The 13,716-nt window shown below is 41.8% G+C and carries 15 protein-coding genes; 8 read left to right on the top strand and 7 right to left on the bottom strand.

Annotated features, from left to right (window positions below):
* Positions 1–129: 129 nt before the first annotated feature.
* The 4 genes from trkA to def form a co-directional block, all read right to left on the bottom strand.
* Entirely contained in the window at positions 130–1,506 is a 1,377-nt protein-coding gene (trkA, locus tag QL984_RS15690; protein WP_008112933.1) for a Trk system potassium transporter TrkA, read from the bottom strand.
* Positions 1,507–1,581: 75 nt separating this feature from the next.
* A complete protein-coding gene (rsmB, locus tag QL984_RS15685; protein WP_013463663.1) occupies positions 1,582–2,877 on the bottom strand; it encodes a 16S rRNA (cytosine(967)-C(5))-methyltransferase RsmB in 1,296 nt (431 codons plus the stop codon).
* Positions 2,870–3,823, bottom strand: a complete 954-nt coding sequence (gene fmt, locus QL984_RS15680) for a methionyl-tRNA formyltransferase (protein ID WP_013463664.1) — start codon at positions 3,821–3,823, stop codon at positions 2,870–2,872. The genes rsmB and fmt overlap by 8 nt, the downstream gene beginning before the upstream one ends.
* A 31-nt stretch (positions 3,824–3,854) precedes the next feature.
* Complete coding sequence (gene def, locus QL984_RS15675; RefSeq protein ID WP_013463665.1) at positions 3,855–4,361, bottom strand: peptide deformylase; 507 nt, start codon at positions 4,359–4,361, stop codon at positions 3,855–3,857.
* A 119-nt stretch (positions 4,362–4,480) separates the two neighbouring features.
* Here def and QL984_RS15670 point away from each other — a divergent pair, with 119 nt between their 5' ends.
* The 6 genes from QL984_RS15670 to hemF all read left to right on the top strand — a co-directional run bounded on the left by QL984_RS15670 (position 4,481) and on the right by hemF (position 9,418).
* On the top strand, positions 4,481–5,602 hold the full coding sequence (locus tag QL984_RS15670) for a LysM domain-containing protein (RefSeq protein ID WP_013463666.1): 1,122 nt from the start codon (positions 4,481–4,483) through the stop codon (positions 5,600–5,602).
* 28 nt (positions 5,603–5,630) lie between these two features.
* Positions 5,631–6,722 carry a DNA-processing protein DprA gene (gene dprA, locus QL984_RS15665; protein ID WP_013463667.1) on the top strand — a complete coding sequence of 364 codons (1,092 nt, stop codon included), beginning with the start codon at positions 5,631–5,633 and terminating at the stop codon, positions 6,720–6,722.
* Position 6,723: 1 nt separating this feature from the next.
* The gene (locus QL984_RS15660; protein ID WP_013463668.1) at positions 6,724–7,197 is read left to right on the top strand and encodes a DUF494 family protein; all 474 of its coding nucleotides are present in this window, start codon (positions 6,724–6,726) and stop codon (positions 7,195–7,197) included.
* A 138-nt stretch (positions 7,198–7,335) separates the two neighbouring features.
* Positions 7,336–7,911, top strand: coding sequence for a type I DNA topoisomerase (locus tag QL984_RS15655; protein WP_013463670.1), 576 nt, complete (start codon positions 7,336–7,338; stop codon positions 7,909–7,911).
* Between the two features lie 23 nt (positions 7,912–7,934).
* Positions 7,935–8,498 (top strand): L-threonylcarbamoyladenylate synthase, encoded by a 564-nt coding sequence (locus QL984_RS15650; RefSeq protein ID WP_290172942.1) that lies wholly within the window; start codon positions 7,935–7,937, stop codon positions 8,496–8,498.
* A gap of 2 nt (positions 8,499–8,500) precedes the next feature.
* Positions 8,501–9,418 (top strand): oxygen-dependent coproporphyrinogen oxidase, encoded by a 918-nt coding sequence (gene hemF / locus QL984_RS15645; protein WP_013463672.1) that lies wholly within the window; start codon positions 8,501–8,503, stop codon positions 9,416–9,418.
* A gap of 46 nt (positions 9,419–9,464) precedes the next feature.
* Here the strand turns inward: hemF and QL984_RS15640 are convergent, their stop codons facing one another.
* Entirely contained in the window at positions 9,465–11,069 is a 1,605-nt protein-coding gene (locus QL984_RS15640) for a methyl-accepting chemotaxis protein (protein WP_013463673.1), read from the bottom strand.
* Positions 11,070–11,171: 102 nt separating this feature from the next.
* On the bottom strand, positions 11,172–11,609 hold the full coding sequence (locus tag QL984_RS15635) for a group II truncated hemoglobin (RefSeq protein WP_013463674.1): 438 nt from the start codon (positions 11,607–11,609) through the stop codon (positions 11,172–11,174).
* A gap of 52 nt (positions 11,610–11,661) precedes the next feature.
* Here QL984_RS15635 and aroE point away from each other — a divergent pair, with 52 nt between their 5' ends.
* Together aroE and QL984_RS15625 are read left to right on the top strand one after the other, a co-directional pair.
* Entirely contained in the window at positions 11,662–12,486 is an 825-nt protein-coding gene (gene aroE, locus QL984_RS15630; protein ID WP_013463675.1) for a shikimate dehydrogenase, read from the top strand.
* Positions 12,483–12,737 (top strand): DUF1488 domain-containing protein, encoded by a 255-nt coding sequence (locus QL984_RS15625; RefSeq protein ID WP_013463676.1) that lies wholly within the window; start codon positions 12,483–12,485, stop codon positions 12,735–12,737. Before aroE ends, QL984_RS15625 begins: the two co-directional genes overlap by 4 nt.
* A gap of 14 nt (positions 12,738–12,751) precedes the next feature.
* Here QL984_RS15625 and QL984_RS15620 read toward each other — a convergent pair whose 3' ends face one another.
* Positions 12,752–13,291 carry a gamma carbonic anhydrase family protein gene (locus tag QL984_RS15620; RefSeq protein WP_013463677.1) on the bottom strand — a complete coding sequence of 180 codons (540 nt, stop codon included), beginning with the start codon at positions 13,289–13,291 and terminating at the stop codon, positions 12,752–12,754.
* Between the last annotated feature and the right edge of the window lie 425 nt (positions 13,292–13,716).

Below are 13,716 nucleotides of genomic sequence, written 5' to 3'. Positions count from 1 at the left end.
GATAATCGAGCAAGAAGAGACTAATGGATTTTCCTTTGCTAGTAAATGCTTTTGATAATGATTTTCATTTAGCTTTAGGTGTTCTCCTTTTTACTTACAAGCGGGTTGTGAATAAAAAGGAGGAATTACTTATAAAAAGATTGCGCTAACTTGGAATAACTTTTCAACCACGTTAATGTGCTTTTTATCAATTAAGAACATGATTACATGATCGCCTGACAAAATAATTGTATCGTCATGGGCAATCAGTACATCGTCATTTCGCACAATTGCACCTATTGTGGTACCTGCTGGCAATTTAATATCGGCAATTGCGCGACCTACCACTTTAGAGGTATTTTCATCACCATGGGCAACGGCTTCTATGGCTTCTGCAGCCCCTTTACGCAACGAGTACACGTTTACAATGTCGCCACGGCGCACGTGAGTCAGCAACGCAGAAATAGTCGCTTGTTGTGGTGAAATAGCAATATCAATTTCGCCGCCCTGTACTAAATCAACGTAAGCACCTCGTTGAATAAGCACCATGGTTTTTTGTGCCCCCATGCGTTTTGCGAGCATAGCCGACATTATATTTACTTCATCGTCGTTGGTAACGGCAATAAACACATCAACCTGTTCAATGTGTTCTTCAGAGAGCAGCTCCTGATCGGATGCATCACCACAAAATACCACGGTGTTGTCGAGCATTTCAGAAAGCTGTTCGGCACGCTCTTTACTTCGCTCTAGTAACTTAACGCTGTGGTTTCTTTCCAGTGAACGGGCTAGGCCTGCACCAATATTACCGCCACCGGCAATCATGATTTTTTTATACGAGCGTTCCAGCTTTTGTAGCTCGTTCATTACCGCACGAATGTGTTTGGTTGCGGCAATAAAAAATACTTCATCGTCGGCTTCTATTACGGTGGTGCCTAACGGTTTTATCGCTTTACCTTGGCGGTAAATAGCGGCCACTCGAGTTTCAACATTAGGAATATGCTGCTTAAGTGTAGATAGGGCATAGCCTACCAATAAGCCGCCATAGTAGGCTTTTACAGCCACTAAAGAGAGCATGCCATCGGCAAATTGCAGTACTTGTAATGCGCCAGGGTAGTCTATTAGGCGGCGAATATACTTAGTAACGAGTGCTTCTGGGGCTATGTAATGATCGACAGGTAAGTCATCATTATGAAAGAGTTTTTCGCGGTATTTTAAATACTGCTCAGAGCGAATACGGGCTATTTTGGTCGGTGTATTAAAAATACTGTAGGCAACTTGGCATGCCACCATGTTAACTTCATCTGAGCTGGTCACCGCAATAATCATATCGGCATCTTCAGCCCCTGCGCGACTTAACACGTCAGGGTGGGCGCCGTGGCCTGCAACACCTTGTAAATCGTATTTATCTTGCAGTTCGCGCAAGCGGTTACCGTCGATATCAACTACGGTTATTTCGTTTTGTTCACCCACTAGGTTTTCTGCGAGTGTGCCGCCAACTTGCCCAGCACCGAGTATGATTATTTTCATTATGTACCCGTATTATTAATACTAATTACATCAAAGTATTAGCTACCTCTAAATTGAAGTAGCTAAATGTGTTGCCTAGGCTTTTTTAACTAATTTAGCGTAGTAAAAACCGTCACTTTCGCCTGGTAATAACTGCAAGCCTGGTGTGGTTTTAGTGTCTTCGCTGTGCAAAGGAATATGCTCTGCGTCTTCATTATTAGCTAAAAACTTAGCAACTTGTTGTTGGTTTTCTTGTGGAAGCACCGAACAGGTTGCATACACCAATGTACCGCCTGGCTTTAACAATGGCCAAATGCTGTCGAGTATATCGCCTTGGAGGGTCGATAAATCGTTAATGTCGGATGCGCGACGTAACCATTTAATATCTGGGTGACGACGAATTACGCCAGTTGCAGAGCAGGGTACATCTAACAAAATACGATCAAACTGTTCTTCATCCCACCAAGTGTGAGGTTGCGATGCATCACCACATTGTAAGTCGGCGCCCAAACCTATGCGTTCTAGGTTTTGTTTAACACGTTCTAGGCGTGTGGCATCGCTATCAAGCGCAAGCACATCTGCGTCGGCAAGCTCTAAAATATGGCAGGTTTTACCACCAGGCGCTGCGCAGGCATCGAGTATTGAATCACCATTTTGTGGGTCTAGATAGCGTGCAGCAAGCTGCGCTGCCGCGTCTTGTACTGAACAGGCACCGGTATCAAACTCAGGAAGTGAAAACACATCGCGTGGTTTGCTTAGTTTAATGCCATCAATAAAATCAGGATTTAGAGTATGTTCAATATCGTTAGCGGTTAGCATTTCGCTATATTCTTGGGTGCTAAACTGCGATTGATTCACTCGAAGCCACATTGGCGCTTGTTGCTGATTAGCTTCTAGAATGTCTTCCCAGCTATCTGGGTAGGCTTCTTTTACTTGCTTTATAAACCAGTTTGGATGGTTGTATAAACACACCGGAATTTGTTTGGCTTTTTCTTCAAGCTCAGCTTGTTGGCGCTGAAAGCTTCGTAAAATGGCGTTAATAAGCCCTTTTAAGCCAAGAGCGCGTAATTGTTGTAACGCATTAACGGTTTCGCTAATTGCTGCATGCGGCGGTACACGCATGTGTTGTAGTTGGTAAATGCCCACATACAACAAAAACTGGAAAATACGGCGTTTGCCTTTAAGCGGTTGTTCTACTAAATGCTGGCAATAATTTTCTAGGCTAGGTAAGTAACGCAATACTCCATAGCAAATTTGCTGCAGTAAGGCTTTATCTTTAGGAGATAGGCCTTGGCTAGCGAAAGGGAGTTCTTGATTAAGCGATGCGCCTTTATCAACCACGTTATATAAAGTTTCAGCGGCTAGCGCTCTGACATTGCTTACATTACTCATTATTTTCGCCTAATACGGTGCCGGGTGTGACCCAGTGGCTACGACCGTTTAAAAAATCATTAATTGCCATTGGCTTTTTGCCTTGTGGTTGTAATTCGCCAATAGATAAAGCGTGTTTACCACAAGCCACAACGATACCGTTTTTATCACTTGTTAATACAGTGCCAGCTTCGCCTGATTGTTCAACCACGTTTGCTTGGTATATTTTTACCGTATTACCACGCATTTGGGTAAAGCATACTGGCCATGGGTTAAATGCACGAATGTTACGCTCGATTTGCTCGGCATCCATAGACCAATCAATGTTGGCTTCGTCTTTTGAGAGCTTTTTAGCGTAATTGGCATCAGCATCGTTTTGTGGCTCAGGCGTTATGTCCCCGTTAGCTAAACGATTTATGGTATCGATTAATGCACCAGGTCCCAGTTCAGCAAGCTTAGTGTATAAGCTTGCACTGGTTTCAGTACTATCAATAGGGCAGCGGCTAATATGCAGCATATCGCCGGTATCTAGCCCTTCATCCATTTGCATTATGGTTACACCGGTTTGCTGATCGCCTGCCCAAATAGCGCGTTGAATAGGTGCGGCGCCACGCCAGCGCGGTAAAATAGAACCATGTACATTTAAACACCCTAAACGTGGGGCATCTAAAATGGCTTTAGGTAAAATTAAACCGTAGGCAACGACAATCATGATATCGGCATTGAGGCTGCTTAGCTCTTCAAGTGCGTCGTCTGTTTTGAGTGATTGCGGTTGAAAAACGGGTAGGTCATGTTCTAATGCAAGCGCTTTTACTTCACTGGCTTTTAGTTTTTTTCCGCGACCCGCTGGACGATCTGGTTGACTGTAAACGCCCACTATTTGGTGTTCACTATTTATGAGTGCTTGCAGATGGCGTGCAGCAAAGTCCGGCGTACCGGCAAATATAATGCGTAATGGTTGTGTCACTGAGTTTCCTAATTATTTACTAAGGTGCTTATTACTGCGCTGCAAACTTCGCTTCTTTTTCAAGCTTTTTACGAATGCGTTGGCGCTTTAATGGAGATAAATAATCAATAAATAATTTACCTTGAAGGTGATCAAGTTCATGCTGAATACAAATCGCTAATAATTCGTCAGCATCAAGAATAAATTCTTTACCTTCTTCGTTCAGTGCAGCTACGGTAACGGTTTCTGCACGGTCAACTTTTGCATACGAATGAGGAACTGATAAACAGCCTTCTTCGCTCACGGTTGAGCCATCTTTTTTGATAATTTGCGGATTGATAAGCACGAGTGGTTCATTGCGCTCTTCTGATACGTCGATCACCACAATACGCTGGTGAATATCAACCTGTGTAGCAGCAAGCCCAATACCATTTTCATCGTACATAGTTTCTAGCATATCTTTGACAATTTCACGCACTTGATCGTCAACAACAGTTACTTCTTTTGCGATTGTACGTAAACGTTCATCTGGAAATCTTAAAACTTCTAACCTAGCCATAGTTACCTTTTACACTTATGCTTAAATTTAGGGTATTGTATGTTCTTATTTTAGCCATTCACGTTCCCCTTTAACAGGTTTTGGTTAATAATAATGAAAAAACACTATGAGGAAGCTCAATGAAATCTCCATTAATTGCAATTATACTTGCATTAGGTGCAACTTTTCCTGTGCTGGCAGATGTACTAACTATAAAAAAAGATGCACCTAAACAGTATGTTGTGAAAAAAGGTGACACGCTTTGGGATATCTCAGCTATATATCTAAACGAACCTTGGTTATGGCCTGAACTATGGCAAATGAACCCACAAATAGACAACCCTCACCTTATTTATCCGGGAGATGCGTTAGCATTAATTTACGATACAGACGGTAATCCGCGTTTAGTGATTAATAAAGCGTATCGAAAGCTATCACCTATGGGACGTATTACGCCAAAAGGGAAAGATGCGATAACAACTTTACCTCTTGCGTTGATTAAACCGTATTTGTCGTTTGAGCAAGCTATTAACAGCGATACCATAAAAGAAAAGCCCTATATTTTGGGCGCCAACGAAAATACCAAAACCCAAACTATTGACCATATTTTATATGTAAAAGGTAACTTAAAACGTCATCAGGCATATGCTATTTATCATAAAGGTGCGCCTTATACTGACCCTAATACCGGTGAAGAGTTAGCGAGTAGAGCATCTTATGTGGGTATGGCTCGTGCATTTAGAACAGGTGATGCGGCCAATGGCGAACCTGCCTCAGTAAGAGTTGAATCAGTAAAACGTGAGATCAAACAGGGTGACTTTTTATTACCTGCAATGGAAGGGCAGATGCTGCCAGTATATTTTGAGATGCATCGTCCTGAACAGCCAATGCAGGGTCAAGTGATTGCCTCTCCGCGCGAGGTGAGAGAATTTAGCACTATGGATGTAGTGGTGCTAAACTTAGGTTCAGAGCAACAAGTTAAAGTAGGTCATGTACTGGATATTGAACGTCAGTCACCTAAGGTGATTGATAGTGCCAGAGGCCCGCGTTATACCGAAGATTCAAGTCGTTTAGAAAAATTGGTATCGGCTACTAGCGAATTATTTGGCTCAGAAACCGATGAAGATAGCGTTACTTGGAAAATGCCAGCAGAGAAAGTTGGTGAAATGATTATTTTTAAAGTGTATGACAAAGTTAGTTATGCGCTGATCACTAAAAATCAGCACCCAATTCGCATTGGAGATTTGGCAGTAATTCATTAAGTAGCGAGTCGGTGTTCTAGGAGGGAACATGGAGCAATCGTTTGGCAAGCTAAGCCATTGGCTTGCCTTTTACTTATGCAAAGGGCTTGGAATAAAAACGCTATTAGCCCTCTCTAAGCAGCACAGTTTAGAGTCGCTGTTTTCCTTATCCCATTCCCAGCTGGTTATGTTGGGCTTAACAGCGAGCCAAGCAAGCAATTTACTTAATACAAATTGGCAGCAAGTTGCGCATTATGAACAGCTTATTAGCCAGCAACATATTATTGTTATTAGTATTTTTGATACCACCTACCCAGAACACCTAAAACAAATAGCCAGTGCGCCATTATTACTTTTTTGTAAAGGCGATATCAGCTTACTGTCTTCTCCACAAATTGCGATTGTTGGCAGTCGAAATGCAACCACCACAGGACTTGAAATTGCTGCAGAATTTGCACATCAGCTAACGCTTGCTGGCATAACAGTAACCTCTGGTATGGCGCGTGGCATTGATGGTGCTGCCCATAAAGGAGCGCTGGCAGGAAATGGTAAAACCATTGCCGTACTGGGGACTGGTGTTGATGTTTATTACCCTAAACGCCATAAGTTACTTACAGAGCAAGTATTAACACAGGGTTTATTGGTAAGTGAGTTTTTACCGGGCACCGCGGCCAACGCGCATAACTTTCCACGGCGTAATCGTATTATTTCAGGACTCTCTTTAGGCGTTTTAATTGTTGAAGCCGAAATTAAAAGTGGCTCACTGATCACCGTACGTTATGCGCTTGAACAAAATAAAGACGTTTTTGCGGTGCCAGGCTCAATTAAAAACCCGCTGGCACAAGCAAGTCATTTTTTAATTAAGCAAGGTGCTAAGCTGGTAGAAAACGTCGCCGATATTCTTGATGAGATGAACTTTTCATACCCTTCTGGTCTAAACTATAAAGAGTTAACTGATGCTGTAACCTCAGATTGCGAGGTGCTTAACAGTATTGGTTTTGAGGTGACCAGTGTGGACGATATTATGCGTCGAGTACAGTGGCCAATTGATAAAGTACAAGCGCGATTGCTTGATTTAGAGTTAGACGATCAAATTGAACGTGTATTAGACGGCTATATTAAATTAAGCGCTGGAGGATAATATGTTTGATATTCTCATGTATTTATTTGAAAACTATGTTCACAGCGAAAGTGATGTATTTGTTGAGCAAAGCACACTTACCGATGAGTTACTCCGCGCTGGGTTTAACAAACCCGAAATTAACAAAGCCATTGACTGGTTAGATCAACTTGCCGCATTACAATACAGCAATGAATCGCCTTATTTATTAGCCACTCCACAACATGCAGTGCGTATTTTTACCGACAGTGAGTGCCAAGTTCTCGACACCGAGTGTCGCGGCTTTTTAATGTTTGTTGAACAAACGGGCGTTATTAATAGCACCACTCGTGAAATGGTGATGGACCGTTTAGCGGCGCTTGATAATTCAGCTATTACTTTGGAAGATTTAAAATGGTTAATTCTTATGGTGTTATTTAACGCCCCTGATTCTCAGCAGGCGTATGAGCAAATGGAAGATCTTATTTTTGATGAGCCCAGTGAAGTGTTACATTAACAGGTTCACGACTAATGATGTGAGTAATCATTATTGCGTGTTTTATTATTTTCAGCGTTAACAAACCGACTGCCATAGCTTGTATCTTTAAGGGTTTTGGGTATATTAGGCGAAAATTCACCAACCACTAGGATTTACATGAGTAAAATCGATCATTCACTTTTCTCGGCTAATAAACACGCCTTAGAAAAAGAATATGAGATATGCCCGCAATGTGGTTCAGAACTCGTCATTCGTAATAGTAAATCTGGGCCTTTTTTAGGCTGCGCTAGTTATCCTAAGTGCGATTTTATTCGCCCGCTTGCACATCATGATAGCAATGAAATCAAAATACTTGAGGACAGCGAGTGTCCAGAGTGTAGCAAGCCGCTGGTGGTGAAAAATGGCCGCTACGGTATGTTTATTGGCTGTACCGGTTACCCTGAATGTCATTATATTGCCAGTGAGCATGACGATACGCCAAGTGAAGAGCCTGTGATTAGTTGCCCTAAATGTAAAAAAGGCCACTTGGTTTCACGCAGCAATAAATTTGGGAAAGTGTTTTATTCTTGCGACTGTTATCCAAGCTGTAAATATACGCTTAATCATAAACCTGTAGCTCAAGCGTGTCCTGTATGTGACTGGCCAGTTGTTACTGAGAAAAAAACCGCGAGTGGTGTTGTGTTACAATGCCCACAAAAAAGCTGTATGCATAAGTTTGCTGCCACTGAATAACGTAAATATCTCTGGAGACAATTTTGTCTGACCTTTCTTCTTTATCTGCTGCAATAACTAGCTTAGAACAAGGCGATGTTATTTTATACCCAACCGAAGCTGTTTATGGCCTTGGTTGCGATCCTGACAATCAACAGGCGGTGGAACGTTTATTGAGTATTAAACAACGCCCCGTTGAAAAAGGGCTTATTTTAATTGCTGACAATTACGGGCAATTATTAAAATACGTCGATGACGCTAAGCTGCCTATGGATAAACGTGCCGATATTTTTTCAAGTTGGCCAGGCGCACTCACTTGGGTGATGCCTGCAGCTAAGTCTACCCCAAAGTGGTTAACAGGGCAGTTTGATACTATTGCAGTAAGAGTAACTAACCACCCTACAGTTAAACGTTTATGCCAACAGTTTGGTAAACCACTGGTATCAACAAGTGCTAATTTAACCGGCCAAGCAACGGTAACAAGTATTGTTGAAGCTCAGCAGCAGTTTGCCGAGCAGGTTAGTTTTTATGTTGATGAACCATTAGGTGGTAATACGCAACCAAGTACCATTAAAGATGCCATGACAAGCAATGTATTCAGAGGTTAACGATGCAAAGCGAATTATTAAAACAAGTAAAAGCGTACTTTATGGCTTTGCAAGACACCATTTGCCAAGGCTTAGAAGCGGCTGATGGAAAAGCACAGTTTGTTGAAGACAGCTGGCAGCGAGAAGAGGGCGGCGGTGGTCGTACTCGCGTTATCACTAATGGTAATGTGATTGAGCAAGGGGGGGTTAATTACTCTCATGTATTTGGTGCCTCTATGCCGGGCTCTGCCACTGCCCATAGACCTGAGCTTGCCGGACGCAGTTTTCATGCGTGTGGTGTATCGTTAGTGATCCACCCTAAAAACCCGCATATACCAACAAGCCATGCCAATGTACGCTTTTTTATTGCCGAAAAAGAAGGTGAAGAACCGATTTGGTGGTTTGGTGGTGGTTTTGATTTAACCCCGTTTTATCCTGTACTTGAAGATGTAGTGCATTGGCACCAAGTTGCGCACGATGTGTGTCAGCCGTTTGGTGATGATGTTTATCCAAAATATAAAAAATGGTGTGACGAATACTTTTATTTAAAACATCGAGATGAAACTCGTGGCGTAGGCGGCTTATTTTTTGACGATTTGAATGAGTTAGGTTTTGAGCAAAGCTTTGCATTTATGCAATCGGTGGGTAATGGCTTTTTAGATGCTTACGTTCCTATTATTGAGCGTCGCAAGAACGATAAGTACACCGAACAACAACGCGACTTTCAATTATATCGCCGTGGTCGTTATGTTGAGTTTAATTTAGTCTGGGACCGCGGCACATTATTTGGCTTACAAAGCGGTGGCCGAACTGAATCTATTTTAATGTCGATGCCACCTTTAGCACGTTGGGAATATAACTATACCCCAGCCGAAGACAGTGCAGAGGCATTACTATATAAAGATTTCTTAAAGCCACGTGATTGGTTAGCTTTGGGCTAAGAATGATATGCCAGTCAATAAACTACTTATTGACTGGCTTTTAAAATTATTGTTTTAGTTTAAAGCTTCGTACCTGCTCATCTAACGAGCGAGCTAAATTGAGTAACTCTTCACTGACTTTTTGATTTTCATCCGCATCTACTAACGATTGCTCTGCATTATCACTGATACCAACAACGCTTCTGTTTATTTCTTCGGCGGCTAGATTTTGCTGCTCTGTCGCATCGGCTATTTGAATATTCAGCTCATTTATTTCATTCATTTGGCTAGAAATATCTTTTAAAGCCTGTGCAACTTGTTGTACTTGTTGCGCTCTTTCGTCTGCCTCCGCACAGGACTCACCCATGGTTTTAACTGTTTGCGCTGCTTCTGATTGCAACTTATCTATAGTACGGCGTATTTCATCGGTAGAGGCATGAGTTCGGGTTGCTAAAGTTCGTACTTCATCAGCAACAACGGCAAACCCTCGGCCTGCTTCACCTGCACGGGCAGCTTCAATGGCTGCATTAAGTGCTAATAAATTTGTTTGCTCGGCGATACTGCTGATCACCTCAAGCACTTTACCCACTTCAAGCGTTTGCTCTTGCAGTTGTCTCACTTGATCTGCCGCTTGGCGTACATCTTCAGCTAGTTGATTTATACTGAGTTCGGTTTGCTCTGCAACCTGCATGCTTTGCTGTGCTAGCTCATTACTGTTCTCAGATTTTTCTTGAGCAAAATGAGTGGTGTTTCTTACTTCATTGGATGAGCTTTCTAGCTCATTAATTGCTGCAGCTACCGAGTCGGTACTTTTCTTTTGTTCTAAAATAGCGCGCTCAGTAGTATCGGCAGAAGTATAAATTTTCTCTGCTGAATGAATAAGCACTTTTGAAGAGTGAGATACCTGAGTAATGTTATCTTTAAACGTAGCAATCATTTGGTTAAAACTAGTGGCAAGCCAGCCGAGTTCATCTTCGGCGTTATCTTCAATGCGTAAGGTTAAATCTTTATTAGTAGTGGCTAAGTGCATTGCATGGCCGAGCTTTTTAAGGCGCACTATAAATATTTTTCTAAACACTATACCTAGCAGCACAAAGGCAATAATAAAAATAGTAGACAGTAGGCTGGTGGTTATTAAGGTGTTGTAAGTTACCTCGCTATCAATATCGGCTAAGGAATAGCTAATTTTTACCACACCCAGTACATCGCCTTCTTGTGCTTGATGGCAGCCCAAACAGTTTGTACCTTTGTAGTCTGTGCTAGCAAACATAGGACGAAGGTAGGTCATACTGCGATTATTATTGCTTTGCTCTATAAATAAACTTTCTTTGCCTTGCAGCGCTTCGCGTTCGCTATTATTACTCGCTGTTTGGTTTTTATTGCCTGGTCCATACAGCTTATTGACTATGTCAGAGCGAATAATATGGGCGTCTTCAATATTAGGATGTTTACGCAGCTTTTGACTCAATAATTCTCGATTAGCCATAGTGCCCGTTAGCATCATGGTGTTTATTGAGTCGAAGTAATTGTCGGCAAGTAGCTTGATGTTTTCTGCTACCGTATCTTGTGCGAGTGTGCGCTGTTGGCTCGTACTACTAAAAATACTGGCTATGAGTACAATAATGCCGGTTAACGCTAACAAAGCATAAATTTTATGTTGGATTGATTTCACACGCGCCACGCTTTTCTAACTATTTGATAGGGTATTATCTCTATTTTAGAAAAGCGGGTTTTGACTTAGCGCAAATAATACCCAATTAAAGAACGGGGTAAATTAATGCTGATTAATCATATGACTGGCAAGCTGTGCCAGTGATTGGCGTAAACCTTCGCGTAAAACGGGGTTATCAATTTCTATGTCTAAGGTTTTATTCATGCAATACATCCACTGATCACGTAAATCTTGATCAATAGGAAATGGCATATGGCGTTTGCGCAGCATTGGATGGCCATGTTTTTCTACAAATAAGTCTGGGCCACCAAGCCAACCCGATAAAAACTCAAAAAATACTTGGCGAATTCTATCTAATGGTTGAGGATGCATATCATATAACGGTTTAGCGTATTCATCGCTGGCCATTATGTCGTAGAATCTATTGGCAATTGCACGCGTGGGCGCTTCTCCGCCGATGATTTCATACGGGGTTTTCTCTGGCGTAGGCGCTTGAGTGGTTGTAGACGGCTTTGATCTTGAAAAGAGTCTTTTAATCATAGTTTTATCATCGTTAATAGGCAGTACTAAAACTGCAAAGAGGTTGTTTAAAATGGACAAATATGCGGTTTTTGGAAATCCAATCAAACATTCAAAATCTCCCAGCATACATCAGCAGTTTGCTAAGTCATTGGGAGAGCAAATCGACTATAGCGCAATCTTAGCACCTATCGATGAGTTTGAAAAAACAGTCGCGACTTTTTTTGAGCAAGGAGGCAAAGGCGCAAATGTCACTGTTCCTTTTAAAGAGCAGGCCTTTGCTTTAGCCGATGAACTAACCCCAGTTGCTAAACTTGCAGGCGCAGTAAACACCCTTAAAAAGCGCGATGATGGTACCTTACTCGGTGATAACACCGACGGCATAGGCTTTGTGAACGATTTACTAGCGAATAAAATAATAATAACAGGTAAACGCCTGCTGATCATTGGTGCAGGTGGCGCTGCCCGTGGTGTTATTTTACCTTTACTTGAGCAGCAGCCTAAAGAAATCATTATCGTTAATCGCACGGCACACAAAGCCCAAACATTGGCAAAACTCTTTACTGGGCACGGCAATGTTTCGGGGTATGGTTTTGACGACCTTCCTTCTGCCGATTATCATTTAGTTATTAACTCAACCTCAAGTAGCATGAATAACGAGTTACCTGCGTTAAGCGAAAAGCACTTAAGCGCATGTGAAATGGCTTATGATATGTTTTATGCGACGCAAAATACGCTATTTATGAATTGGGTGAGCGAACACAATAAAGCGGCTAAGCTATTAGATGGCAGTGGCATGTTAGTAGGGCAAGCTGCACAAGCTTATTATGTATGGCGAAATAAAATGCCGGACATTGTTCCCGTTGTTATTGCATTAAAGCAGGGAGTACTTAAATGAATCAAGCAATACAGTTTATAGACCGACTCGAATTTAGAGAGCCAACTCATCAATTAGTTTTTTTTGCACAAGTAAGCGGAATGCTAGTTGAGTGTGTGATTGCTGTAAGTAGTTTAAATTTAGCCGATGAGAGTCATGCAACGCGTTATTTTGAACAATATCGATTTGATTATGAAGAGCGTGCCGAGCAGCTAATCGAAGACGAAAGCTATAACTCGGCAGGGCAAATAGAAGTGAGTTTACTTAATTAAGCAAAAAGTTGTGGTTATTTCGCGTCTTCAGCTAAGTATTCATCTTTAAGCTGCACGTAATTATCGGCAGACACTTTTAAAAAGCTCAGCTCTTGATCTGTTAAAGGGCGGGCTTGTTTCGCTGGGCTACCTACATACAAATAGCCAGACTCTAAACGCTTATTAGGAGGTACTAAAGCACCACCACCAATAATCACCTCGTCTTCTACAATTACGTTATCCATAATAATAGCGCCCATGCCCACGAGTATGCGGTTACCTAGAACGCAGCCATGCAGCATTACCTTATGACCTACGGTAACATCATCACCAATAATAAGCGGGTAACCCTCAGGATTGCTTTTAGTCGCTCTTGATAAATGTAAAACACTACCATCTTGTATATTAGTGCGCTTACCGATACGAATATGGTTAACATCACCACGGGCAGCAACTAGTGGCCATACACTACTATCATCACCTAGGGTGATATCACCGACTAATACAGACGACTCGTCTATATAAACAGAATCATTAAACGCAGGAGTTATTCCTTTATAAGAACGTATTGCCATATATGCACCTTTAAATTAAACAATATGAATAGTATCAGTGTAACAGTAGCGCTTATTTAAGTACCAGCAAAGCCTGATTTGATTATAAAACTAGCTGTTTTATCTGTTTTAGCTCAGATACTGACCGAACAGTGTGTTTTTTTAGTTTTTCTTTAAAAAAGTGCTTGCGTAAAAATCTGTTCTCCCTATAATGCGACCCCACTGAGACGGCAGAGCGCAACGCATAGCGGGGCATGAGCTAATCAGAGAGTTAAGTAAAACTTAAGTTTAAATCATCGCAAGAAAGTTTAAAATTAAGTGTTGACTCGAAAAATAAAGGATGTATTATACGCATCCCTAGCGACAACGTCGCAACGTTCTTTAACAATATAAAGCAATCATCTGTGTGGGCACTCGTACAGATTGAGTTCTAACAGCCAAGCTAC

The organism is Pseudoalteromonas sp. APC 3495 (assembly GCF_030407645.1).
Taxonomy (GTDB): domain Bacteria; phylum Pseudomonadota; class Gammaproteobacteria; order Enterobacterales; family Alteromonadaceae; genus Pseudoalteromonas; species Pseudoalteromonas tetraodonis.
The sequence above is the reverse complement of the archived record's forward strand: the minus strand, read 5'-3'. Positions and strand labels throughout refer to the sequence as shown.